A 25015-nucleotide genomic window follows, 5' to 3' on the forward strand; every position below is an offset into this window, starting at 1 on the left:
TGAGACACGCCGGCGGACGTTATGTGTGTGTGCAGAGCGACAAAGGGGATCGGCGCCATTGAGACGAATTCGGACATTGCCCTGACGGCCATAGAAAATGTAAAGATCGTCCACCGAGGAGCTAATAGAGCGCACATTGCTTATTTGCTGGAGAAATTACTGTCGGAGGCGAGCCAGACCATTCAAACAACGGCTTCCGAAGAAAGGACAAAGAGGCATGTCTTCGAAAATATCCTGTGAAGATAGCCATCACATGCCCAAGCAAACCATTGAAAGGGCCCTGCAGCATGCGGACACGAACCTGAATGCTAGCCTTGACCGGCTCTTCCAACTGCTGCGAATTCCGTCCATCTCGTGCGAACCGCATTATGCACGGCAATGCCGCGAGGCCGCTTCCTGGCTCGCCCATGAGCTATCTGACATTGGCTTCGATGCATCCGTCAGAGCTACGATTGGAAACCCTGTAGTGGTCGGACACAGCAAGCAAGCCACCGGTCCACACGTCCTATTCTATGGCCATTACGATGTCCAACCCGTAGAGCCTCTGCAGGAATGGGAGTCTCAACCCTTCGAGCCGACGCTTAGGGTCCAGCCTAACGGGGAGACCCACATTGTTGCCCGAGGCGCATCTGACGACAAAGGCCAGCTCTTGACTTTCATTGAGGCGTGCCGTGCCTGGAACGCGACAACAGGAAGTCTGCCAGTTGGCGTATCTATGTTGTTCGAGGGAGAGGAAGAAAGCGGCAGTCCAAGCATGGAGGCATTCTTGGACGAATTCGAACATGAATTGCTTGCTGATGTCATGTTGCTTTGCGACACCTCATTGTGGAACGACGCGGTACCCGCGATTACCGTTATGTTTCGCGGCCTATTAGAAGAGGAGGTCCGAGTAACGTGCGCCGACCGGGACCTGCATTCGGGTGCTTATGGGAATGCTGCACGCAATCCAATCCAGGTTCTCGCTGAACTCATCGCCAGCCTGAGAGGCAGGAACGGAGAAGTCGCGATTGAGGGCTTCTACGACAACATATCGGAGTTGGACAGCACTGTCAGAGACGAGTTGCTGAAGCTGAATTTCGACACCGAGCAATTCCTTGGAGCTGTTGGCCTCTCTCAGTCGGCTGGGGACATTTCTTACTCGGTAATGGAGCAACTCTGGACTCGCCCTTCGTGCGAAATCAATGGAATAGCAGGCGGGCATTGCGGAGTTGGCCTGAAAACGATCATTCCGTCCAGTGCCGTCGCCAAGGTCTCTTTCAGGTTGGTAGATGGTCAAGATCCCGAAAGGATACGATCGACGTTTCGCAATCACATTCGCGCTCGAACACCGCGCGACTGCAAAGTGCAGTTTGCCGGGCTCACAGGCCACCCCGCATCTTTTATCCAGCCAAGGAGCCCGTATCTGGACTGCGCGCGCGCCGCTCTGAAACAGGAGTGGGGTTGCGATTCGGTGCTGATAGGAAGCGGAGGGTCGATCCCCATCGTGAACACTGTTAAGCGCCGGCTAGGGCTGCAGTCCCTACCCATCGGTTTCGCGCGAGCTGATAATCGTCACCACAGCCCAAACGAAAAGTACGATCTCTACACTTTTCAAAAGGGAATTCGTTCGTGGATTCGAATCCTTGCGGAGCTTTCACGATGCACAAACGATCGGATCGTGTCCCAACCGGAACAATTAGGCGGCGGACAATATATGAACCGTCAATGAAGCCGCGCCTGCAACAATCCGCTGACGCCTCGACGCCATTTTCGCGCGCTTGCTTTCAATACCATTTCACGCCGCTCAATGTGACACGGGAACGCGCCGACCGCCGGGTACCAATGATCCGGTGCGCACATGGCGCGCATACAGTTGCACCAGATCGAACACACGCCGAGTATGCAGCTTAAACTGCTGGCGGAACGACATTCCGGATCTAAAACGTCAAGCACTGCCGCTGGTTGGCCCGCTTTCTGCATCGTGATACGGCGGACACTAGATGTCCGACGTTAGACATGGAGAAGCTATGCGCATCTGCGGCATCAAATTGAGGCATGATGGAGCGATCGCGCTCATCGAGAACGGAAGACTGGCTTTTTGTGTTGAGCAAGAGAAGCGGGACAACAATCTCCGCTATCAAGCCATCGAAAACCTTGACGATGTCGTCGCCGCCTTGGCCGAGCACGGACTGGATTCGTGCGATGTTGATCAGTTTGTGATCGACGGCGGGGGGGACGGTCAATCCCAAGTGCTCAGTGGTACTGACTCTGTCACTCTCAAATGGGGACCGTACGTAGAGCCCCATGCGGAAGGGCTTCTCACTTCGTACAACGGCTCTGGCTTGATTCTAGAAGGCAGAGCATTTCCCTATAAAAGTTATTCACACGTCTCGGGCCATGTGGCTTCCGCGTACTGCACAAGCCCGTTTGCTCAGTCCGGACAATCGGCTTTCTGTCTTGTGTGGGACGGCTCCATCCTTCCACGTCTCTACCACGTTGAACGTCAGGGCGCCCGATTCGTTGAATGTCTGTTTCCAATTGTTGGTCATGCCTATGCTGTGGCCGGCGATCACTTTGGGCCTTACAAAGATCTGGACCGCAAACCCTGGGATTTAGGTGTCGCTGGCAAGCTAATGGCCTATATCGCGCTGGGTTGTGTCGATGATGCGATCGTGAGTGTCTTTCGGGAGCTCTACGAGGAATGCTTTGCCGGCGACACGCAGCGTGCTCGTGGCTACCGTACGGAGATCGAGAGCGGGGATTGGTTTCCTGCCATGCACGCTTTCTTTGCAGCCAGCGCCTCGCGATTGGATCACAAGCGAGATGAAGATATACTCGCATCATTTCACTCTTTTCTCGAGCATCTCCTGGTTGAGCGATTGGCAGCTGCTGTACAACGTCATTCACGGCTCCCAGGGCGACACAATCTGTGCATAGCGGGCGGCTGTGGTCTTAACATAAAGTGGAATAGCGCAATGCGGTCCGCCGGACTGTTCGATGCTGTTTGGGTGCCCCCCTTTCCGAATGACAGCGGCGCGGCTATAGGTGCGGCTTGTGCCGCATTAGCAGAGCGGAAGGGCTTCGTGCCACTCGAATGGTCGGTCTACGGTGGTCCGCGACTTCTGCGGAACGAGGCGCCACCAGGATGGGAAGCCGCACCGTGCAATATGCGCGAGCTTGCTAAGATCCTTGCGAGTAACAAGCCCGTCGTCTTTCTCGCCGGCAGCGCTGAGCTCGGACCGCGAGCATTAGGCGGACGAAGCATCCTAGCGGCTGCCACATCAGCGGGGATGAAGGATCATCTCAATCAGATCAAACGTCGTGAATGCTTTCGGCCAGTGGCGCCCATATGCATTGAAGATCGTGCGCCAGAAATCTTCTTCCCCGGAACCCCGGATCCTTACATGCTGTTCGATCATCAGACGCGAGCGGAATGGCTCGATAGAGTACCAGCTGTTGTACATCTTGATGGATCTGCGCGATTGCAGACTGTTTCTAGAACCTCTGAACACAAGATCGCCGAACTCCTCGTGGTCTACGAAGAACTTACCGGCATCCCGCTGCTTTGCAATACGAGTGCCAATCTCAATGGACGTGGGTTCTTTCCGGATGCTGCGGGAGCTTGTGAATGGGGACGAGTTGACCACGTATGGTGCGATGGCATGTTGTGGACAAAAGCCGCATAGGCATGGTTGTGATGATGAGCAACGTGATCTTTGCAACGGGGCCTTGCTCCCTCGCGTCTTGCAGCATGCGATCTTAGAATCTTGGGTAGCAGGAGTGCCTACGATGAGGGCTACCGATCTCGCGAAGCTGCGGCAAGCTTCGCACGGTAGTCGAAAGGTAGGCGTCGAAGCGTTCCGGCAACGGATTTTGAAATTTGAGAAGATCTGCCATTCCGCTCATGGCGATGTCGGGCGCCTTGCTGCTCTTCCAGGGTTGTCGCCAGATCCGAAAGCTTTTGCCGCCGCTCGAACTGCAGCTCCTTCACGTGCAAGTCGGCCTTTCTCTGTATCATGGTCGCTTGCCTACGGATCATATCGGGCAGGCCGGCGCCTTCGGTCGCTCAGCGGCGCCGATATCGCCGTGATCGTCTCGCAGGCGCGCCCGCGAAACGTCGAGCATTTCGACATGGTCGACGGGATCTGGGTCACCCACCCGCGGTGCGCCATCCCTTCGTCCGAAGCCCGCCTGGTCGGACATGATCAGCGATGAAGTGCTGAGAAACGTTATGGATGAACTCTATCTGCCGCTGAATGCCGGGATGAGGTCTTAGCGTCCGTCGGCGCACGTACGCTATTGGACAGGGCCGGCCATCTGCTGCTGGAGCAGGATCCTAAAGGCGGCTTCGAGGGCAAGCTATCCGGCTTGGTCGATCGCGGATTCATCAGCCCTCGCGAAAAGACAACTCTCGAGGCCGTTGCAGACGCAGGCAACGCGTCTGCTCACCGAGGATACACACCCACTGCCGAGCGACTCGGACACATCGTCGACATCATAGAAAACTTTCTGCAGCGTGCGTTTGTCCTTTCTCGCGCGGCCGATGAAGTCCGGAATTCGACACCGCGGCGCCCCAAGGCAAAATAGTCGGGAAGGCATCCGTGACAAAGCTCCCGCCACATTGAAATCGCTCGACGAGTGAGCATATGGGGAACAACCTTTAGTGCTGCCGCCGGGCGCAATTGCACGGAGCGGCAAACCCTCATTGCATAAACGTCCAGGAGACGACTTGAGCGACGAGAGCCCTACGATCGACGATAGCCCCGAGAACACCGCGCCACCGCCCCCTCCGTGGGCCAGGGCGACCTTGAATGACGTCACGCAGGTCGACTTCGAAGAGCTGGTTCGGTCATTGGACAGCGCCGATGCGGCCGAGCTGGGAGACCTATACCGACGCGCTCTCCCCGACACGCAGCCCGAACCCGAGACCCCAACGTTCCGTGTTTACTCCATGCTCGCTGGGGCCATGGGAATGCATTTCAAGGCCAACGAGCCAAACGACCCTTTCGCTGCAATGATCGTCTGGGCAGACGGTCGGCGCTCGGCGACACCGGCCGATTTTCGTGGCGCGATTGATTCCCTGGCCGCGATGGCCGAGCGGGCACAGCACCCTGTGTTGCGAGCCCGGCTCGCGGACCTGTGCTGGCTGCTCGATCTTAAACGACGACGGATCGGAGTATGTGCCGCGACCGCCTACGTCGAAGTTGTCTCCAAGGTCGATGCCGGCATCCTCAAATTGCGTTTCGACGAGAACGAGACCGGCGCCCTACGGCACGAGGCGCGCGATCTGCTCAAGCGGGCCCTTTTCATCGGTCGCGCCACCAAAATGGACAAGAATGGCCCTTCGGACGCGCAGAAGCTCGTCGTGGCGTTGCGGAAGCGAGCGATCGCGAAGCGACTGACTAGTCCCACCCTGATGTTCGGGCGTCTCGACCTTCACTTCGGGATCTCGGATGCAGCCGAAGTCGGCAAGGAGGTCGAAAACTTGATCGCCGGCCTCCCCGCCGGCGCTGACGACCACACCTTAGTGGAGCTTTGGCGCCTTTCCGCCCGAGCTTACCATAAGGCCAAACACGACGACGACGCGAACCGTTGCCGGTCAACGGCAGGCGAGCTGCTGGTCGCGATGGCCAAGCGCCAGCCTTCGGCCATGTTGGCTGCTCATACGCTTACGGAAGCCATCCAAGAGCTGCACGGCTTGCCAGGCAGCAAGGATCGCCGGAAGGAGTTGCGGCATCTCCTGGTGGATATTCAGGCGGGCATCGCCGACGAAATGTCGCCTTTTGCAATTCCGATGGACCTCGAAGATATCGCCAAAGAGGTCGAGAAGAGGATGCAAAAACCTACTTTGCTCGACAAACTCTTCACGTTCGCGGGCCTCAGTCATTCTCCGGATCCGGATCAACTTATAGCCGAGGCGGAGAAGGCCATCCGAGAGCATCCGTTCTCGTCCCTATTTGGCGGCAGTCACCACGACCGCGATGGCAAGGTCATCTATCGCAGCGAAGGGGGCAACTTTGGCGAAACGCAGGATGACTCGACGCTGCGTCAACAAATCGCGCGCGATGAGGGGCTACGCCGCCATATTACGGCTTCTGCCGAGATCGAAGTAGCTAGGCAATCCATCGTTTCGAACCACTACTTGTCCGAGGAGATCTTCGCAGCGCTATTGGAATTCAGCCCCTTCGTACCGCGGGGGCTCGTCATGACCTACAGCCACGGTTTTACATGCTTCTTCCGCGGCGACTTCATTAGCGCTCTCTACATCCTGACGCCTTTGCTGGAAGCTTCGCTTCGGCACGTACTCAGAGCGCACAGCCACGACGTCACAAAATTGGACGATGCCACGAAGATTCAGGAGGACCGAACGATATCCGCACTGTTCGAGCAGATGCGACCGGAGCTGGATTCGATCTTCGGCAGCCCCATCACGACCGACATCGAGAACGTCTTCCTCAAGAAGCCGGGGCCCTATATCCGTCACTCGATAGCCCATGGACTGCTACACGACGGAGAGCCATACTCGGACGACTCGCTGTATGCGTGCTGGCTGATCTTCCAACTTTGTATGATCCCGCTGTACGAACATCGGCGACACATCCGCTTGCCATTCGACAGCCCTTCCGAAGCGATTGATGAGAAGGGATAGTGCCGTGGCGCGAAGGCTCCCGGCAACTAGGACCCGCTTTGCCCGAACGTGAAGATCGGATCGGGAATGTCTCCGCCAAAGAGCTTGGATTGCCGCTCGGACTGCCACTTCTTGATGCGTGAATTGACGCTATCATCGATGGTGGTCATGAAGCGCGCGAAGACTTCACCCGGCGATCCGCACTCCGCGTGCCACAAATCGAAGCGACCGTCGACGATCTTCGCGAATAGGACGGCGCAGCTCCAGAATTCCTCAGGGCTCGTGGCAGACTTCATCATCCCGTACCAATGCCGTGCCCATGCGTTCCTATGATAGGCATAAGTTGCCGCCCCGTAGGCTTGCCCGACAAATCCTTCGCAAGCCTCGAACCGCTGCAGCGTACGGGTGGCATGTTCATTCAGGTCTGAAAATCCACAGACAAGAAGAGCCCGCGCCGTCTTTGCCGGCTCCTGGATCGCCAACCTTTCGTCGACGTATTGCTGAATGAACGCTTGCGCTCCGGCCTCATGCGCGGCGAGAACCTCCGAAGCTATCAAGGAGTCGTTCGCGGCCGCGTCGAGTCGGGCGAAGCACAATTTACGCACCTCCGTGATCGAAGCACGGGACCAGGCCGCAACGGCCTCCGCGGGAATGCTCGATACGCCGATGACACGGTTTACGAAAGGTCGAAGCGAGGCCGTTCGAGCGAACAGCTCTGCAGCACCCGCGGGATCGCTTGGCGCGATTGCCCTCGCGAGCCCCGTTGCGAATGCATGCATGGCGCGGAACACTCCCTCGCCGGCGACCAGCAACGCTTGCTTCCAACTCTCCGCGAGAGAAGGCATCCGGGCTACAATCGCATCGAATCCTCCCCAGGAGAAATCGTCCAGGATGATCCGGGCGTCGGCGAGAGTAACGTGATCGACGAAGCGGTCGAAGGCCTTCCAAGAGCGCTTCTGCCGTTGCTGAAACGCGTCATCATCTTCTCCCAGTCTCTCGAATGCCTGCTGCATGTCGCGGGCCGGCTGATCCACCAAGGACAGAAGCGGCGGCTCCTGCCCCTCGATCGCGGTGACTGGCTGCTGCACCAGGGGAAATTCAGGGATGTCGTTCACACCGATCGCACGGTGGAATGCGACATCGACCCTATCGGCGACCGATTTGGCGCCCTCATCGCTCAACTGCGCCGCGAAGCCATAGAAGTTCGGCCCCATGCGACCAACGGCCTCGGCGGCGCCGATCAAGCCCAACTCGGCGGCTACCAGCAGGCACCGCGAGCCATACCAGATCTCACGATGGCCGTTCTTCGCGTCGCAATTCGCGGCGTCCCAGCCCGTCGCCAGAAACTGCTTCAACAGAACTGGGTCTCGAGACCGCGCGGCGAGCGCCAATGCTCTCATTCTCATTCCACCATCGGGGGACGAGAGCAAGGGAATGAGTCGGGATTTCGCCGCATTCGACAGGGAGCTTTTGCTGAACTGAGCGAAGTTTACGACCATCGCCAATCTGTTGTTGTCGCGGGATGTGAGTGCGCGATCCAGAGCAGCGTCAATCTCCGTCTCGCTGGCGGGTGACGTAGCCTCCAGCAGATCTAGCAATGCCTCGTTGCCTCCTCCGGCCTCCAGCGCCCGGAGCTGCTCATCGCCGCTCCGGTGCGGAAAGGCTGCGCGAAGGGCATACTGCTGCACGAGCCATTCGTCTCGAACCCCGCCCTTGTCCGTCAAGAATTCGGACGCCGGCGGCGAAGAGCCGATCGAAACCAGTCGGGTTACGATTTCCGGCTCCAGGATCGCACTGTCCTTCAATAGCGCCATCATGGCCTGCCTCAACGACAGCACGTTCGCCCGATCGAGCGCCTGCCGGGCGAACTTATGGCGAAGTTCGACGGCCGTGGCTGGCTCGAAGCGGGCAAGAGCGGGCATGGACCTGGTGACCTGGTGATCCTGAGGGGTCATGCCAAGGCCTGTGCTCAGCTCCGCAACGTTGGCGTTCCTGCTGGCCGTAACGATTGCACCGATATTCTCCGGCGCTTGTGTTGCGGTCGGATCGCAAGGATCGACCGCACTGTAGAGCGGGTCATTCAAGGAAAAGCGCGGTCGGTCGGGGGTGATAGTCCCGAAAATGGCATGCGCTTGCGCCGCATCGTCCGGATCTCCGGTCGCACTCAACATGGTGGCCGCCGCGCGCTTGCCCGTATTCGACGCCTCCGTCGCCAGAAACGGCTCGCAAGCGGTTCGGACGGCATCCCGCATCGGCAACCAATCAACGGCATTGAAACGCATGAGATGTCGGAAATGCTTATCCGGTCGGTCGAAGTCCGGATTCAAGGCGCTGGCGACGGCCCATCCCATAAGCGCGGGGATGGCGGGCGCTAGTGGCTTTCCCGCCATGAGCTCGAGGGCATACGAATGGAGCTGCGGCAGACCTTTTCGGGAGTCTTCCTTCAGTTGCTTGCCGATAAATTCGCGTTCAGCCTCCGACAAGGCCGAGCGGCGAGTCTCGAGCTCCTGCTTCAGCCGTTCCGATTCCGCGGCGTCCTTTGCCGGATCGCCACTCGAATGACGGAACGTGCCTACCTCGGGCGCTAGAGAATGGCGGGCTAGCCACTCCAGCGCCTGGCGGGCTATCTCCGCGGCATGCTTTGGATCTGCCGATGCCGAAAGCAGCGCTACTATGAGCCATCTGGAGTTTGGCAGCATAACCAGAGAAAACGCGGCGTCGTGCGTCGCCCTCAAGAATGGCTCTGGAGATCGCTTCGCCATCGCCTCGAACGCCGGATAAAGATCATCGGATACATTCTGCAAGCCGACGAAATATTTTGCCAACGCCGCCTGCACCTCGATGGGGCAACCTTCCTGAAGAAAGGAAATCTGCAACGCTGCGAAGACCACATCGGAGGTCTCCGAAAGGGCACTGATGGGCTCCATCACCTCGGCTAGTTTGGCCTCGGGGTCTCGATTGGCCCGCAGCTCCTTGCGAAGAACGCTCGTCAAAGCCAGGCCGAGCGCCAAGGGAAGGCTAACCATATTTCCACCGAGCTGTCGTGGAGATCAGTCGACCATTGGACGTCTTAATGACAGAGCCGCCGATGATGTATTCGGAATTGCTTGGAGCCTCACCTCGGCACGGCCACGTACTTGTCCGGCGTCGAACACAAGCAGACATCAAGCGGCGGTTTGATGTCGAACATCTCCGCTCCGTTACTGAAGTCGAAGATTCTCCGGACGCGGTAGGCCGCTGGGTTATGCGCAGCCGTCTCAACCTGGTTACGGGACAGCCAGACGCGCGTGCGAGCGTGCCTGTTGGTGGTCTTGATTTCGAACAGCCGCTCCTCGCCGTTGTCTGGCGCAAAGGATCTGATGTCGTAACCCCGATGGTCTCGCCGCGATCCGCGGGCCAATCCATCTTCTTGGCCAGGTCGCGCCGGCCGGCTTGACACAGCCGGTCGTACTCGAACTTGAACACCATCTCCTCGCCAGCGCGCCTCAGGGAGCGGTTGTGTTCGTCTCTGGCTGCCGGATCGTACTTGCCAACTAGGCGCTGCAGCGCCGGCCGGTCATCCTGCGCGTCCGAATTCGGAAAACGCCGGTGGCGGGACCAGAACCGGCCCTCCAGCCGACGTGAAAGGCGGCTTCACCGACACAGTCGATCACTTCGGATGCTGCCCTAACTGGGCCTCAACGGCCTCCACCAGGGAATCCTGGTAGTTGGCCGGAGCAGCCCCGGGGATCCGGGCGATCCCGGGCTCCTCCAGGACGGCCGACACGTTGCCGAGCTTCCATTTCGATCGCCTTTTCGGATCGCCCCACCTCCGGCGATAGCCGCCGGTACAGATCGGCCATGTTGATTTTCGGCTATCCGGATTACGGTGTGGGGATGTTGGAAAAAATCGGATTATCCGCAGAGGGAGGAATGGAGGCGCCGCGCCAGCCGCGCTCATCCTTAGGTTTCCCGGGGCCCGGCGCGTGAGCACCGCGATCACCCTTGAAAAATGCCATCAAGAGCTCTACTTTGATATCATCGCAATCAATCTCCGGAGGACGCTATCATGGCCGCTGTCACCATCCGCAACCTCTCTGAGGAGGCGCATCGCGCCCTGAAAGTCCGTGCGGCGCAGCACAATCGCAGCGCGGAAGCGGAAATGCGCGCCATTCTGGAGGCCGCCGTGCGTCCCCAGGGCCGGCTGCGGCTAGGCACCGCCCTTTCGGAGATGAGCCGCAAGATTGGCCTCACCAATGCCGATGTCGAGGCACTTGAACATGGGCGCGACGTGCGTCCCGCTGAGCCGATGCACCTCGAGTGATCCTGCTTGATACCAATGTGGTCTCCGAGGCGATGAAGCCCGAACCGCATCCATCGGTCCGCCACTGGCTCGACGCCCAAGCGGCCGAGACGGTGTTTCTTTCCAGCGTTACCGTCGCCGAACTTTTGTTCGGTATCGGCGCGCTGCCGCGCGGCAGGCGCAAGGACAGGCTGGCAGTTGCGCTCGACGGCGTGCTGGACCTTTTCACGGCCCGCATCCTGCCCTTCGATACCGCCGCGGCGCGGCGCTATGCCGAACTCGCCGTTAAGGCGCGCGCGGCCGGAAAAGGCTTCCCCACGCCCGATGGCTACATCGCCGCGATCGCCGCCGCACACGGCTTCGCGGTGGCATCGCGCGACACGAGTGCGTTCAATGCTGCCGGTCTGACGATAATCGATCCCTGGACTGCAACCAGCTAACAGGCATCCGGATGCATCGGCTGCGGATTAAACGAAGAATTGGACGTGCTCCACACCGTAATCCGAATAGCCTGATTTTCTCGCCGGCCCGCTCCCGCTCGAGCATCAGGAAATAATTGGCGACCACGATGGCGACCTGCTCGGCCGTCCAGTCAGTCCCCCTTGGCTCCTGGCACTGCGCCCTCGGCGTCCACGATTGCTTCCCCTGTCCCGGCGGGAAACAAACCAGGCCCCGGCAGATCCGCAAAACGTAAGACGGGCACTCGCCTTCCTGACGTTATCCACCCTGCTATGGACCTACCCTACCGCTAGGCCATCCGTGGGCCGAGGACTGCCGGAAGACTGGTGCCGTCGCGCCGCGCAAGTTCGGCGTCCAGTCACAGATCGACGATCATGAGGAGTTCCTAAGCAGCTCGTCGCGAAGCGGGCCTCCATCAAGCTCGATGAAGTGCACGCTGCTTTGGACCGACGCGGCACCTGTCCGGCCCACCGCGCCTCCCGGTAACTGGCCCTGAAACTAGGCACTCCGTCGGCGGGAATGCCGGCTGGAGGCGTCCGAACCCCTCCGGTGCGCCCCGTTCACGTCTGGCGCTCCTGCTCTCCCGCTTTCGCCGACGAGGTCCAGTCGGGCCCACTCCACAGCCCTGAAGATCAAGTTCACCTATGTGTTCAAGCGGAGGACATTCCCGGGGGCGACCGGGGCCCCGGCAGGACCACAATTGACAATGGAGACCCCGGAGTGCCTGACTAGCTTTCCCAAACGCAGAATGTTCTCACCCAAGATCCGGCCGAAAAGGACGAGCTCAACAGCTACCTGGAGGCCGTCGCCGACCGGTTCGGATTGCGTTGGCTTGAACAGGGCGACAGAAACCCTGTGCCATCGCTATGGCAGGCCAAGCAAGCACGCTCTTGCGACCAATGAGCTGGTGACCTTGGGCTATGCCCTTTGGAGGCTCGCTAAGGCCGATCTGAACGGGACCCGACATCAAGTCAATCAGTTGAAGATCGGGAGCGATGGCGAATGCGCCGGCAAAGACATCGCGCTCACCAGCGCGGCGTTCAAGCAGGCCATCCTCGCCGGCCAGGTTTCTGGCCACGGGATCCAGATCGAAGCCAACGTGTCCATTGCGCGCCGCGCGCCGGGCCACGTTGGATTGAGCATGCGTATCAAAACTTCACGTTGAAGGTGGCATTCAGTCCGTTCTGTGTGAGGCCAGAACCGAATTGGCCTTGATAGGCGATGCCAAGGGTGCTGTTGCTCGAAAGTTGGAAGTCCAGACCGGATTCCACGAGTGCCACATCCTTGCCGATGGATACGCCTGAAGCTGCAAAAGCGCTCGAACCTGCAGCAAAGCTGGCTGTCGACAGCGGAATAATGTCACCTAGGGCATGACGCCAGCCAACATCAGCGCGCGCCGTCGTGGCAATGTGGCCAAGTTGAAATCGGGTGGTCGCGTAGACGCCGAGCGTGGAGAGCGTCGTATCCATCGTGTCAGCGCGAATACCAAGCGCCGCCCCGTTCAATCCCCTCTCGTAGAAAGCATCCGTCGCGACGCGAACATGGGCGAGATTGGCATAGGGTTCGATCACAGAAGACCTGCCGAGATGGACTTTGTAACCCAGTTCTGCAAAGATCTGGGAAGTGCCTGCACCGTGATCCGAGATCAAGTTGTCGTTGAACCCGGGGAACCGAACGTTGCGGCTCATCTCAAGATCGTGCCACGTATAGGCAATGCCTGAGCGGAAGGCGAGAGCTCCTTCCGGCAGGATCCACTCGGTGCCTGCATAGGTCCCGAACGTGTAACTGTCACTGCGACCTGACGACGAAGCAGCGCCAGCCTTGAAAGTGGAGCGGCTATAGCCCGCAAGAACACCGAAGCGCCAGTCCTCAAATACCGGCCTGTCGATCCCGGTCATGAAGCCGCTGATGCTGGATCTGGTGCTTGCGGCATTGCCGTCACCTGATTGGGTCGTCCATCCGCCAAAGGCAGAAGCCCACGCGGCGTAGCCCTGCAGGTCATAGGATGGCGGATCAGAAGACGCCGCGGAGATCGCACCGATGGCAGAGGCAGACTCGCTACCCGGCCTTTTCTGCTCAGGACCATAACCGATTGCCGCCATCGCTGATGATGGCGCCCCGCCAAACGCCTGTTCCAGGCGGTCGTAGACCGCCGATCGCGCATAGAAGCTGTCATTGATACGTGTGCCCTGTTCGGACGCATAGATGGAGGGCGAGAGCTGTCGCAGCGCAGATGTCACCGCCGTGCCGTCAGGCGAGGAGAAGTCGAGTGCCGCGACGAGCGGGTGCAGCCCCGACGCAGCGTTGCCGGCGACTTGATCGAGCGCCGCGCCCACCTCGCGGCTGTTGGCATCGGTCCCATATCGCGAGTAAGCATCGGATGGGCGGGAAAGCGTCAACGCATAGGTGTTGCCGCCCTCGGCTGTAGCACTCGCCAGCAAGGTCGGTGATTGCAGCGATGTCGTCACGTTCGTAAACGAGCCCGAGAGATTTGTTGCATTCAGCCACCGATTGGAGAAAAAGCTGAACCCGCTGCCATACCAGCCGCGCTGTGGGGTGATCGTGAGCGTGCCGTCGAGCGTCGCATTGCCGTTCACCACCAGACGACTGAACGCACCGCTATCATTCACCGCGACCTGCAAGCGACCGGTCGAGGTCTGCAGATAGTCGCCATTCACCGTTATGCTGTTATCAAGGCGACCGATAAGCGGCGCGACAGCACCGCTATTGGTGAAGCGGCCGTCAGTACTGAGCAGATAACTGCCATTGCCGGACAACGTTGCGCCTTGCGCAACAGTTGCGTCATACACTTCGTGATTGCCGGTCAACAACGTGACGCCACCCCACAGCTGCAGCGACAGGTTGCGTCCAACGATATTCCCGTCATAGCGGGTCGCAAAGCTTCCGTCGGGCTCCTGCGTTGAGTGACCGTTCGCATCAGGCGTCATTCCGAACGTTAACTTGGTCAGGCGCGGAGCACCGTTTTCGTCAAGCTGGGCGTAATCGGACAGTATGTCCCCTGACAGCATTGCGCCACGCATCACATTGATCTCGCTGACGTAGCCATTGTTCGACATGTACATCGCTGCATGACCGCCAGCCAGGCGCCCGGTCAGATCGAACTTGCTGACGAGGGGGCCGTCGATTTCGTTCAGCATCGGGGCCGCGTCATTGCCGATCGTGCGAATATACGAGCCACGATATTCAAGGTCGTTGCCCATCGCATTGTTGCCAAAGTCGAAACTTGCTGCGATGCCATGCTCGCCGAGAGCCTGCACGTCCCCGCGCTGAGTAAACGTGTGATCCTTGCCATAGGCGAACATGACGCCGCGCCCATAGGCGCCATCGGCGTACACGCGGGTTCCGGGCGGGATTATGATCTGGTTGTTTTCGCCGTCGACGCGGATGCCGGCGCCCCCTGCTCCCTTCGAAAGCAGGTCGGCACGTTGGACCACAATATTGCCGCTGCCATAGACGTGCAGCCCAAGTCCGAGCGTAGCCGTATTGTACGTATTCGGCAGATAGGCGGTGCCGTCAGCATTACGAGCGAAGAAGGGATTGTCGTTTACCAGAGTCTGGCCATTGGCGTAGATGGAGTAACCGAAGTGGTTGCGCCGATCGATGCTGTAGCCCATATCCTGAAACGCGGCGATCTCCGCCTCCATCAGGGCGGTGTAGTTCCGGTATCCCTGGTGGCTCATCAGGCTGTTCTTAAGCTCGCTATGCGAGGCGAAGGGCGCATCCCGTCGACCATGCTCGTCCATTACGCGCACCGGAATACCAGGCATGGCACCGGCCAGCACTTCACTCACATGCTTCCCGGCGAAATAGCCCCGATCGCGGCGCAGATCGAAAACGTCGTCAGCTGGTAGGTTCGTGCAGACGGAGCAATAGATCGTCTGCCCAGGCTTGGCTTGTTTGCCATTGTCGTCGCGCAAATGCTCGGTCCACGCATTTATCTTTTCCGGGAAATACGTTGATATCGGCCCAGGGAAATACGGAGATGGTTCATAGTTGATAGTGCTGAGCATACCGTGTGCATGGCCGAGCTCATGGATCACTACGGGCGTAAGACCAATCTCTGGAGTCGTCGGCAATTGCGAAGGGATGTATGCTTCGGACGAAAACCCCATCAGGCCAATTGTAACCATGCCATGCGCACCGTAGTGCAGCTCGCCTGGATCCTGGCCCATGAGCGACGCCTGCACCTTGGTGCCGCCACCGGGGGACATACCACTATAGGCAGATGCGTTTTTCTCGCTATTTCCCCCGAAGTTGACAATGGCCGGCGCGTGACCCGGCATAAGCTTGATGATTTCCGCCCAATACCGAATCGCCGCCAATGAATGATCTATTTCCGATTTCGGCAAATTCCTCGTTGAAACCCCGTCACCTTCCCAATAAGGACCATCGCCGGGTCCGAATATCTGCGCTCGCATGAAGGTCACGCCGTTCGTATCCGTGACATCGAAAGTTTCAAGGGCCCTACTGGGCGAACCCAGCGACGCACTAGCCGCAAGTACGATGGCCGTAACTGTCTTCGTCTTCGTCTTCGTCTTCATACTACACTACACATTCTCTTCGATGCATTGATTACAGGTGTGTTTTGCCATCTAACTCGAGCGCGGGTGCACGCAGATGGGCGAGCGAAGCGCGGCCGTCATTGGTCAGACATCGGCGTGCGTAGTTCGCGCGCGATACCTGACGGCAGCACTTCAATACGAAAGGAAAGCCATTTCCCTGGATCGGCTTTGATTGAAACCAAGTCCGCTCAAGGAGGTGTGTCCCCATTGCTGGTGACTTTGATTTCAAATTCCTGGAGCTCAGACTCTGGCACATCACGCTTGCCATTTGCGACCCGCCGAGCGCTGCTCGTCAGACCGAATATGACCGCCCGCCTGCGGTGCCGCGCCTATGTCGATCGATTTCATGGTGCCGTTAGCAATGCGAACTCCTATTGCCTTTTGATCGCACGAAGGTCCTGCATTCTGCAGCAGACCCAATCCGACGAGGCGGCGGCTGCGCGCAACCAACAAGCAGCGGAGCAAAAGTTGGGCCAAATCGCCTGATGCGTCCGCCGTGCGCAACCAGTTGAACGCAGCAACATGCACGACGGCCCTTCGCGTGAAAAACAGGCACTGCAATGTTCGGCGACGGCCATTGTTGTCGCAAACTCGCCACTGCACTGGAGCGCCCCCCGGCAGTTGGAATGTTCGTTCATTCATGCTTGCTGCGATTGCCGCGATCAGTTCAAGTTTTGAATGGGGTTGCGAGGGGCGGGCATTTTTATTGCACTCACCGTCGTGAGCTTCGGTCCGGCATGCGTCAGGCACATGCAGAGCACCAAGACGCGGAGCCGACCACCTCAACCAGACGGCGTATAGAGTAGGTGAAGTGCAATGTGGCGCGACCTCACCGATCGAAATGCTCAGGCCAGCCATCGCGCTTCAGACGGACCGAGATTGGCCGGACAAATGACTCGAAAGAAGCCGGAGGCGGTCCTTGTTCCGGCAGACGAACGCTTGACCGGCCGCGCCGTGTTGGGCGCAACCATCGGCAATATTCTCGAATTCTACGACTTTGGGACCTATAGCTTTTTCGCTATCCAGATCGGTCAGACGTTCTTCCCGGCAAGCGACCCGTTCGCCAGCCTCATGCTGTCGCTCGCAACCTTCGGCGCTGGTTTTGTGACCAGACCGATCGGGGCCATCGTGCTCGGCTCGTACTCGGATCGAGCCGGCCGCCGACCCGCCATGACCGCGAGCTTTGCAATGATGAGCGCCGCAGTCCTTTTGTTGGCGGTGACGCCTTCGTACGAGACAATAGGAATTGCCGCGCCGCTACTGGTGATTTTCGCACGTTTGGTGCAGGGCTTCGCACTGGGCGGTGAAGTTGGTCCGACGACTGCCTATTTGATGGAAACGGCCCCGGCCGAACGGCGCGGTCTTGCTGTTTCGTTCCAGCCTGCCAGCCAACAGATTGCCGCGACGGCCGGAGCGCTTGTGGGAGAAATACTCTCCCTGACCATGACAAGCGAGGCGCTCAGTGCTTACGGATGGCGGATCGCGCTTTTGCTCGGCGCCGCTACGCTGCCGTTCGGACTCTGGTTGCGGAGCGCCCTGCCCGAAACGTTGCATCGCCCCGACACGCCGGCTCCCGGCGTTCAGCCTGTAAGCAGGCAGCCTGCCGCTCGCCGCATCATGAGTCTGGGATTTGTCATTTTGGCCAGCTGCACGATCATCACTTACGTCACGGGATATATGACCACCTATGCGCTGAACACCTTGCAGGTTTCCGCGCCTCTCGCCTTTGGCGCCACACTCATCTGCAATACGGTAGGAATTGCCGCCGCACTGCTGGGCGGCTGGCTCGCAGACCGCGCGGGCCGCCGGCACATCATGATTTGGCCGCAGATCGCGGCGTTGCTGATGACCTATCCAGTGTTCTTCTGGATCTCGGAGAGCCGCAGTGCTCTCGCACTTCTCGGAGGCCTCGGCGCGCTCACCATGATCGGAACGATTCCGTATAGCGCCTTCTATGTGAGCATGGCCGAAGGTTTGCCCAAGAACATTCGTGGCGGCGCCTTCGCGACGACCTACGCCTTCGCCATTGCGATCTTCGGAGGTACAGCCCAACCCATCGTCACCTGGCTGATCCACCTGACCGGGAGCGCGCTGGCGCCGGCCTGGTACATGCTTGTCGCGAGCGCGGCCGGGCTCTGTGCCATGCTCTTGATTCCTGAGACTGCGCCGCTCAAGATTCGGAGCGCTGCGCTCAGGTAACGTCCGTCCTAGCACTGGACAATTTGGTCGCGGCTCTCTGCCGCCTGATATCGCGCTCGCGCCGGTCAGCAAGAATGTAGGGCCCCGCGTTCGACGTGGTCGTTCGCGCGGCCATCGACAGCACCGACAGAACGGATGGCTCCGACAGCGCCCGGGATCGCGTCGATGGTCACCGGCTTCATCAGACTGTCGGGCGCTCGCAGCGCTGAACACGACGCGATCGACGAAGCGCCCGGAGCTGAGAAGCGAGGACGCCCGGCTTGTCCGAAGCACCAAGCCTAGGTTCGCGCCGCGGTTCTCAGCGTGCTCAAAGACGGTCCTGGCAAGGTCGATTTCACCAAGGAGCTCCGGTTACATGTCGCGACGCCTGCCCTGTGCCTGGTTCATTGACAGGATCGTGTCATCAGAAGTTCCGGCCCGCAGCTTAGCCACGGCAGCTAGCCAGAAACTCGGTTTCCAGCTCACCTCATACTCGGCTTGCATGGCCTTCCAACAGCTTCCAGCAAAAGGAGCTCGAGGGAATTCGCGAGGGCGGCCGCTTTTCAAGTCCAGACGGGGTAAGGCGTGACGGTAGCAGGGCGATTGACCGGCCACCTAGCCACACTTCAGGCTGCCGACCAACCTATGGTCGATCCTAGTCTCGAGGACATCGTGGGCATCTAAATACCCCTCGGCCCGCTTCTTGGCCTCTTCGTCACTATGGCACTATGGCTGGTGAATTCATGGGTAACCCGCGCGGCTCTTGCCGCATCGACCGCGAACGCCACGTGCAATCTAAGTCCTTTGACCATTCTCGTTCATTGGATCGATCGGCAGGACGTTCCAAGCCGGCGCGGAATTTCAAGGAATGACGGATGCAACGAACGTCTGGAGACTGCTCGCTCAATCCGAATGCGCAGATTCACATAGTACAATTGACTTGCATGCCGATGGCGAGCCTAATTGATGGGTTGCAAGGCTTACAGAGAGAACCAGTGAATTTTGGAACGCCTGCGCAGGCCAGATTTATCGTTCGAATGGGGACCTCTGGCTGGATGGTTTATGATCGAGAACGCAAGGGACCAGCGCTGATAAAGGACAGCCACCTGGCCGAGAAACTGACAAGGGAACAGGCTGAACACATAAAAGAGAGCCTGACGAATACTCAGGGCAACGACCAAACTTAGTCCTTCGTCCATGGTGCTCGGTTGGCGCCCGCAATCCAGTAAGGGTCAAATCCTTGAGCCTCGATTGGGCAAACGCAGTCCCGGTTCTCGTGATCGCTGCCGGCCTCGCGCTGGTGCTTGTCGGCCTCATCGGCATAGTCCGGCGCCGAGGTCCCGAGCGACGCCACGCAGTGCAAGCAAAAGAAGATGTGTCCGGATCCAGCGAGCCGCCAAAATCCCCGAGCGCCAAAAAGCGGCACAAGAAAGCGCGGCCTGCTGAAGACTCTCCCGCGAAGGACCTGGAGGCCCGGCCAGCCAATGAAGAAGAAAACTGACTGGCACAAACATCTAGCTCTGCACCCAGCCCGAAGAGACAGGATCTTCACAGCCGCTATCGCCGCAATGCTTACGACGCTCGCTCGATGCACGGACGAGTTCGTATTCGCACACAGCAGGATTCGCCAGGACGCCTGAAGGCAGGGAGGAGTCGTAAAATCCGCATTGGCCGCATCCTGCGAACCGCGCGACTCAAGCTGACCTGATATCAATGGCGACGCCTAGTAGGTGTCATTTACGACACGGAGCCGCCGTGATGTAAGAAAGTGCTGTGCAAGACGGTTCTCATCTCGCTCTGGAGCGATGCTGGGTGAATGGACGCCAGATCGAGAATTTTCTTCATGGCTCGAATCCTCGCGACGCGGAAGCGTTGAAGCCAGCTTGCACCGCATCCGACAAGCCAATAGGGCCGCCGCCTGAACTGGGCCATTTCGCATTGCTCGCACAGCAGCCGCATTTTCTTCAAGGAAGGCATTTGCCGAGAATATCGATCTGGGTGTCTTCCAAAAACCTGCAGGGACAGAAGTGCGCCTCATGTCCAATCCTGCTTGGAACAAGCTCGCAGGCCGTGTCCGCCCGAGTCCCGGCCCCGGGGGGATCCCGTTAGCCATCCCGTCGCTTGACGGCGCCAAAACAAAACCCCGGGCCCGAACTTTTCCGCGAGCGCGATGGTCAATTTGTCCAATTGGCTCACGACGAACCCAGCGACGACTGGCCAGAGCGATCAGTTGAAAGGCCGATCGAGCTGACGATCGGCGCCATCAAGTAGGATCGGCGTCACTGTCCACGAAAAATAGCCAGCCCGAACCAGAACGGTCCGATGATGAGTGGAACGAGGCCGATATGGGGGAAATCCGCGCCCAGCTCGAAATGATAGCTGCCGAAGGGAAAGCCCGTAGCGATGCCAAGGCTTTCCATCGTGAGCGCAATCGAGCTGCACGATGCAAACAGGATTGAGGCTCGGCGCGGACCATAGGCAAGAGCGGCGGATCAGCGCGCAGGCGATGAAGATCGCCGCGAACGCTTGCGCGAGCGGATTTGCATTCCAGGAAAAACCGATTGCGGCTGCGAGAATGCTGGCGATAGAAGCCCAAAGTGCAATCTCCTGTCCAGAGCCTGTTGTCCGAAATACCGTCTCGTCTCGTTGTGTTTGCCCCATCGTAAGTGACGGCGCACACGACGAATCGTAGCCGGCGTCTCGCGCCTCGAAGCGGGCGCTAGGACTTCTTCTGCACTCGCTGAGAGAATGTGACTGCGCGCGCCGGAACACGAGCTTGCTTGTGATCAAGTTCGTCGCCGGCACTACTTCATCATCGCTTCGACCTCTGTACGAAACGCTTGACGCGAACTGTCCCGCGAATAGAACATGTGGCCGCCGGGAAAAACGACAAGTTTGACGCGCGGAGCCGAGGCAAATGGCGGCAATTGATCGAGCAGGATTTGTGATTCGAAATACGGCGTGACGAGGTCAAACAGGCCGTGCCCGACCAGCAATTTCATGCTCCGATCCGTTGCCAGGATTTGGCGTAGCTCCGAGAGCGACTCGGGTGGGGTGCGGCCGAAGTCCCAAGATTGGACGACGGTGCCGTTCAATAGCTCATAGGAGCCGTCGGGCCGCCAGTTAAGCTTGCGCGTCAGGAGATCGACAGTGGCGCTGGTCAGAGGCGCCAGTAGTGTATCGCTCGAGGGATCCCCGGAAAGGTGAAGATCCGACTCCGGATATGGATCTATGCCATGCACCGAGGCGTCATAATTGCCGATGAGCTTGCCGTTCTTACGATCGAATTCACGGCGGAATTCGGCTAGGTCGAGGCGGCCCGCGAGCCGGCGACTCACCGCTTGGTCGATGCCGGTCAGCGCCGCAGCCTTATCGGCCAGACGCATGGTTGCTTCCTTGTCCGCCTGGCCCTTGATGAGGTCGACCAGATACTCCCCGCGTGCATAAGCTTCCACGTCGGCGAGATCGGCTCGCTTTACCGGACCTTCTGCTTCACGCAGGGTAGCGACATAGCTCGGCAGTCTTGCGACGTACTGCAGCAGGCTCGTGTGGGCAAACTGGCTGGAGTCGAATCTTGGCGAGACCATGATCAGCCCCTTGACACCTATGCCCTGCCGCATCTGCAACTGGTGCACAACCTTTGGCCCGCGAATGCCCCCATAGCTTTCACCTACGATGTATTTCGGCGACAACAGCCGGTCATGCTTTTCGAGCCAACGGCGGACCACCAGCGCGAGCGAGTTGACGTCGCCCTCAACGGAGAAGAACCGCTTGCGCGCGTCATCGCTGGTCCCCACGAAACGGCTGTAGCCGGTGCCGACCGGGTCGAGAAACACCAGATCGGTGAAATCGAGCCACGTTTCCGCGTTTGGCCTCGCCTCCGGAAATGTCGATGGCGTGACCTCGTCAGCATTGATCGGCAGCCGCCACGGTCCCGCATTGCCGAGCTGCAGCCAGGCCGATGATGAGCCCGGTCCGCCGTTGAAAAAGAATGTTACCGGGCGCATGCCGCGATCGGTGCCGTCGAGCTGATAGGAGGTATAGACGATGTCAGCCTGCGGCTCGCCCTTGTCGTCGAACAACCGGATGGAGCCGGCGGTCGCGACGAAGGCAAGCGTCCGTCCAGGGAGCTCAAGCGTGTGTCCGGTGCTGGAGTCCGGCGGCAGGCGATGCGGCTCAGCAGCAGACGGCATACTCGTTTGGCCAGCGCCACTCTTTTGGCCGGACCGCATCGTGACCTGGGCGGGCCGCTGTGGATCGTCGGCTTGCGCGCTCCCAATTACCCCGCAGGCAAACAGGATCAGTGCAAGAGAAGTACGGTACAGTGCGATCAGCTGCATCGGGTTTTCCTGGTCCGGCGCGCACCTTGGTACGCGAGACATGCCGTCAAAACGGCCTTACCAGTAGCTCATGCCGGGCAACTACAAACCCACTAGATCCAGTAGGGACGACCACCGTGCCGCGAACTGGAATGGGATTTCCTCTTCCGGAAGCTGGGCGGCCTAACAGCATCCGCAGTCCATTGAAGTCGATCTCTTTCCACTTGTACTAATCCCTCATTTTCCCCTCTTGAGCGGCTTTTCAAACGTAACCGGCATGAACTCCCACGTCTGCAGTGATCAGCGCGCGCGAGCGTAGCGGGTCGGCATCCAGTACTGGCGCATGGCCTCGACGACGTCCGGAATGTCGGTATGGGCGTTGCGCAGGAATTCCTCGGTCTCGCGGCCTTTCCTTGGTGGTCCAAGCAGTGGACGCCCCTGATCGTCGACGCAATGCAGCAGGATGGGCAGGAGCAAGCCGTGGTTTATGTTGCGGATGTCGAGCAGCGGGGTCCATGCCGATAGTCTCAGCCGCATGGCGGCATGGAATCCCTGGCACCACGGCCGCGCATCAACGTCGCCATTCGGCTTGCGGGCATGGGTGGGCGCGAACCGATGTGGCGCGGTGGAAAGAACGTTACTAATGTCGTTGTGGCGCAGCGCGACGGCCGAAATCGCAGCGAACTCAGGCGTGCCGCCATGGTTGAACGCATCGGCGTCGATGGCGAGTAACGGACAGATCCAGTCGGGCGGACTTATCGACACCGGCCCGGCCACGATCGCGGCGACATAGCCGTCGAGCATAGGAAGACTCGTGGCGATGGGATGCTGCGCGGCGCGAGCCTGCAGCCAAGGCTCAAGTTCGTCGAGCGGCATCGCGGCTGCCGCCATCGATGATGAAGATGATGATGAATGGCGGCGCCGGCTCATGCAGCCTCCCGTGCGCTGAGCTCGCGGGCCTTCCAGTTCCAGGCGAGAAGTTCGCGCAACTGGTGGCTCTTGGTCTGGCCGGAGATGATGCGCTCCAGCACATCGGCCAGATAGACCTGCGGATCGAGTTCATGGAGCTTTGCCGTATTGACCAGCGATGCGAGGATTGCCCAGCTCTCAGCACCGCTCTCGCTGCCGCTGAATAATGAGTTCCGCCTTCCCATCGCAATCGGGCGCATTGAACGCTCGACAGTGTTGCTGTCGACCTCAACGCGGCCGTCGCGGAGAAACAGCGTCAGCCCATCCCAGTGATTGAGCGTATAGTTGATAGCCTCCGCCAGCTTCGACTGGGAGAACAGCTGGTCGAGCATCGAGCTCAGTCGCGCCTTCAGCACCTCCATCAGCGGTGCGGCCCTGGTGCGGCGGGCGGCAAGCCGCTGTTCGGCGCTCGAGCCGCGGATCTCGGCCTCGATGGCGTAGACCGCTTGCAGGCGCTCGATCACTTCGTGAGCGAACGGCGACTGCATCGTCTTGTACACTTCGACGAATTTGCGTCGGGCATGGGCGAGACAAAAAGCGAGCTGGATCGCGCCGCCATGACCGCGGGCAAGCGCTTTGTAGGCGGCATAGCCATCCACCTGCAGAATGCCGGAGAAGCCGGTCAATTGCCCGGCGATCTCCTCGGTGCCGCGGCCATCGGCAAACACATAGGCGACCGCCGGCGGCGATGGGCCGCCCCATGGGCGATCATCCATCGCATGCGCCCAGAACTGGCAGATACGAGTGCGATGTCGTCCGGGATCGAGCACCGGCATCGGCGTCTCGTCGCAGAACAGCCGCGGCGAAGCCTGGATCGTCCGCAGCTGAAGCTCATAAAGGCTCTTGAGCCACCATGCCGCACGCTTCACCCAGCCGGCGAGCGTTGCGCGGTCGAGATGAATGCCCTGGCCAGCCAGGATCTGCACTTGGCGGTACAGCGGCAGATACCAGGCGAACTTCGAGACCACCACGTGAGCCACGAGTGCCGTCGATGCCATTCCGCCTTCAACCAAACGCGGCAGCACCTTCGCCTGGACCACGCCGTCGGTGCAACCGCGGCAGGCGTATTTGGGACGAACCGTGCGTAGTACCCGCAGGATCGCCGGGATCACGTCCAGCACCTCGCTCACATCCTCGCCGATCCTGTGCAGAGCGCCCTGACAGCACGGGCACGCTGTCGTGTCCGGCTCGAGCACCTGCTCGCAGCGCGGCAAATGCTTGGGCAACGCACCGATGTTGCGCCTCGCCTTCTTGCGCGGCTTCCCAGCCGGCTTCGTCGCAGGTAGATCGTCGTTGGCTGACGCAGGTGGTGTGACGCCGGTCGCGAGATCGTCCAGTTCGAGCGCGAGCTGCTCGGCCACGATCGCCACCAGCCGCTCCGAGCGCTTGCCGAAGATCATCTCCTTCAGCGTCTGCATCGCCACACGCAGCTTCTCGTTCTCGGCGTCAAGCGCGAGCACCATCTCGGTCAGAGCCGCTGCGTCGGTCGGAAGAGCTTCGGGGCGAATCGCCATGATCGAACGATATATCCGCGCATCACAGGCTCCAGCAAAATCTTCGCCTCTCAGCCGACAACGGCCGGCTGCTTCACAGGCTTGGGTGAGACACGCGTCCACTC

At 59.6% G+C, this 25015-nt stretch carries 16 protein-coding genes and 2 pseudogenes; 10 read left to right on the plus strand and 8 right to left on the minus strand.

Annotated elements, in window-relative coordinates:
- Positions 1 to 253 precede the first annotated feature (253 nt).
- The 5 genes and pseudogenes from JEY66_RS35270 to JEY66_RS35285 all read left to right on the plus strand — a co-directional run bounded on the left by JEY66_RS35270 (position 254) and on the right by JEY66_RS35285 (position 6628).
- Positions 254 to 1708 (plus strand): M20/M25/M40 family metallo-hydrolase, encoded by a 1455-nt coding sequence (locus JEY66_RS35270; RefSeq protein ID WP_018269979.1) that lies wholly within the window; start codon positions 254 to 256, stop codon positions 1706 to 1708.
- 298 nt (positions 1709 to 2006) lie between these two features.
- Positions 2007 to 3665: a nodulation protein NodU gene (gene nodU, locus JEY66_RS35275; RefSeq protein WP_080586240.1), complete on the plus strand. Its 1659-nt coding sequence runs from the start codon at positions 2007 to 2009 to the stop codon at positions 3663 to 3665.
- 103 nt (positions 3666 to 3768) lie between these two features.
- Positions 3769 to 4194 carry a DUF2130 domain-containing protein gene (locus tag JEY66_RS35280; RefSeq protein ID WP_197971330.1) on the plus strand — a complete coding sequence of 142 codons (426 nt, stop codon included), beginning with the start codon at positions 3769 to 3771 and terminating at the stop codon, positions 4192 to 4194.
- A 66-nt stretch (positions 4195 to 4260) separates the two neighbouring features.
- Positions 4261 to 4566: pseudogene (locus JEY66_RS45580) on the plus strand (DUF4145 domain-containing protein); the annotation flags it as partial.
- Between the two features lie 142 nt (positions 4567 to 4708).
- Positions 4709 to 6628, plus strand: a complete 1920-nt coding sequence (locus tag JEY66_RS35285) for a DUF7380 domain-containing protein (RefSeq protein ID WP_018269974.1) — start codon at positions 4709 to 4711, stop codon at positions 6626 to 6628.
- 26 nt (positions 6629 to 6654) lie between these two features.
- On the opposite strand, the gene JEY66_RS35290 is transcribed toward JEY66_RS35285, so the two are convergent.
- Together JEY66_RS35290 and JEY66_RS35295 are read right to left on the minus strand one after the other, a co-directional pair.
- On the minus strand, positions 6655 to 9618 hold the full coding sequence (locus JEY66_RS35290) for a hypothetical protein (RefSeq protein WP_129964842.1): 2964 nt from the start codon (positions 9616 to 9618) through the stop codon (positions 6655 to 6657).
- 104 nt (positions 9619 to 9722) lie between these two features.
- The gene (locus tag JEY66_RS35295; protein WP_240537168.1) at positions 9723 to 10046 is read right to left on the minus strand and encodes a protein NO VEIN domain-containing protein; all 324 of its coding nucleotides are present in this window, start codon (positions 10044 to 10046) and stop codon (positions 9723 to 9725) included.
- A 609-nt stretch (positions 10047 to 10655) separates the two neighbouring features.
- Between JEY66_RS35295 and JEY66_RS35300 the strand changes: the two genes are divergently transcribed.
- The 3 genes from JEY66_RS35300 to JEY66_RS35310 all read left to right on the plus strand — a co-directional run bounded on the left by JEY66_RS35300 (position 10656) and on the right by JEY66_RS35310 (position 12513).
- Positions 10656 to 10910 (plus strand): FitA-like ribbon-helix-helix domain-containing protein, encoded by a 255-nt coding sequence (locus tag JEY66_RS35300; RefSeq protein WP_016846334.1) that lies wholly within the window; start codon positions 10656 to 10658, stop codon positions 10908 to 10910.
- On the plus strand, positions 10907 to 11329 hold the full coding sequence (locus tag JEY66_RS35305; protein WP_016846333.1) for a type II toxin-antitoxin system VapC family toxin: 423 nt from the start codon (positions 10907 to 10909) through the stop codon (positions 11327 to 11329). The genes JEY66_RS35300 and JEY66_RS35305 overlap by 4 nt, the downstream gene beginning before the upstream one ends.
- A gap of 851 nt (positions 11330 to 12180) precedes the next feature.
- On the plus strand, positions 12181 to 12513 hold the full coding sequence (locus tag JEY66_RS35310; protein WP_016846332.1) for a hypothetical protein: 333 nt from the start codon (positions 12181 to 12183) through the stop codon (positions 12511 to 12513).
- Here JEY66_RS35310 and JEY66_RS35315 read toward each other — a convergent pair.
- Positions 12497 to 15910 carry an autotransporter outer membrane beta-barrel domain-containing protein gene (locus JEY66_RS35315; protein WP_233475736.1) on the minus strand — a complete coding sequence of 1138 codons (3414 nt, stop codon included), beginning with the start codon at positions 15908 to 15910 and terminating at the stop codon, positions 12497 to 12499. The genes JEY66_RS35310 and JEY66_RS35315 overlap by 17 nt on opposite strands.
- 276 nt (positions 15911 to 16186) lie before the next feature.
- The gene (locus tag JEY66_RS35320; protein WP_157183415.1) at positions 16187 to 16573 is read right to left on the minus strand and encodes a hypothetical protein; all 387 of its coding nucleotides are present in this window, start codon (positions 16571 to 16573) and stop codon (positions 16187 to 16189) included.
- A gap of 249 nt (positions 16574 to 16822) precedes the next feature.
- Here JEY66_RS35320 and JEY66_RS35325 point away from each other — a divergent pair, with 249 nt between their 5' ends.
- Both JEY66_RS35325 and JEY66_RS35330 read left to right on the plus strand, forming a co-directional pair.
- Complete coding sequence (locus JEY66_RS35325; protein ID WP_016846328.1) at positions 16823 to 18130, plus strand: MFS transporter; 1308 nt, start codon at positions 16823 to 16825, stop codon at positions 18128 to 18130.
- A gap of 1219 nt (positions 18131 to 19349) precedes the next feature.
- Positions 19350 to 19610: a hypothetical protein gene (locus JEY66_RS35330; protein WP_125459168.1), complete on the plus strand. Its 261-nt coding sequence runs from the start codon at positions 19350 to 19352 to the stop codon at positions 19608 to 19610.
- A 778-nt stretch (positions 19611 to 20388) separates the two neighbouring features.
- On the opposite strand, the pseudogene JEY66_RS35335 reads toward JEY66_RS35330, so the two are convergent.
- The 4 genes and pseudogenes from JEY66_RS35335 to tnpC all read right to left on the minus strand — a co-directional run.
- Positions 20389 to 20577, minus strand: a pseudogene (locus JEY66_RS35335) (carotenoid biosynthesis protein); the annotation flags it as partial.
- A 336-nt stretch (positions 20578 to 20913) separates the two neighbouring features.
- Positions 20914 to 22449: a S10 family peptidase gene (locus JEY66_RS35340; protein ID WP_026192333.1), complete on the minus strand. Its 1536-nt coding sequence runs from the start codon at positions 22447 to 22449 to the stop codon at positions 20914 to 20916.
- Positions 22450 to 22728: 279 nt separating this feature from the next.
- Positions 22729 to 23358, minus strand: a complete 630-nt coding sequence (locus tag JEY66_RS35345; protein WP_233475738.1) for a UPF0149 family protein — start codon at positions 23356 to 23358, stop codon at positions 22729 to 22731.
- A complete protein-coding gene (tnpC, locus tag JEY66_RS35350; RefSeq protein WP_018269968.1) occupies positions 23355 to 24911 on the minus strand; it encodes an IS66 family transposase in 1557 nt (518 codons plus the stop codon). The genes JEY66_RS35345 and tnpC overlap by 4 nt, the downstream gene beginning before the upstream one ends.
- Between the last annotated feature and the right edge of the window lie 104 nt (positions 24912 to 25015).

Origin of the sequence: Bradyrhizobium elkanii USDA 76, from assembly GCF_023278185.1 — a bacterium.
GTDB classification, from domain to species: domain Bacteria; phylum Pseudomonadota; class Alphaproteobacteria; order Rhizobiales; family Xanthobacteraceae; genus Bradyrhizobium; species Bradyrhizobium elkanii.

What these genes read in the sequence shown, in the direction of transcription:
- JEY66_RS35270 (WP_018269979.1), top strand. Translation starts at nt 254, where the DNA reads ATGCCCAAGCAAACCATTGAAAGGGCCCTGCAGCATGCGGACACGAAC.
- nodU (WP_080586240.1), top strand. Translation starts at nt 2,007, where the DNA reads ATGCGCATCTGCGGCATCAAATTGAGGCATGATGGAGCGATCGCGCTC.
- JEY66_RS35280 (WP_197971330.1), top strand. Translation starts at nt 3,769, where the DNA reads ATGAGGGCTACCGATCTCGCGAAGCTGCGGCAAGCTTCGCACGGTAGT.
- JEY66_RS35300 (WP_016846334.1), top strand. Translation starts at nt 10,656, where the DNA reads ATGGCCGCTGTCACCATCCGCAACCTCTCTGAGGAGGCGCATCGCGCC.
- JEY66_RS35315 (WP_233475736.1), bottom strand. Translation starts at nt 15,910, where the DNA reads ATGAAGACGAAGACGAAGACGAAGACAGTTACGGCCATCGTACTTGCG.
- JEY66_RS35320 (WP_157183415.1), bottom strand. Translation starts at nt 16,573, where the DNA reads ATGAATGAACGAACATTCCAACTGCCGGGGGGCGCTCCAGTGCAGTGG.
- JEY66_RS35325 (WP_016846328.1), top strand. Translation starts at nt 16,823, where the DNA reads ATGACTCGAAAGAAGCCGGAGGCGGTCCTTGTTCCGGCAGACGAACGC.
- JEY66_RS35340 (WP_026192333.1), bottom strand. Translation starts at nt 22,449, where the DNA reads ATGCAGCTGATCGCACTGTACCGTACTTCTCTTGCACTGATCCTGTTT.
- JEY66_RS35345 (WP_233475738.1), bottom strand. Translation starts at nt 23,358, where the DNA reads ATGAGCCGGCGCCGCCATTCATCATCATCTTCATCATCGATGGCGGCA.
- tnpC (WP_018269968.1), bottom strand. Translation starts at nt 24,911, where the DNA reads ATGGCGATTCGCCCCGAAGCTCTTCCGACCGACGCAGCGGCTCTGACC.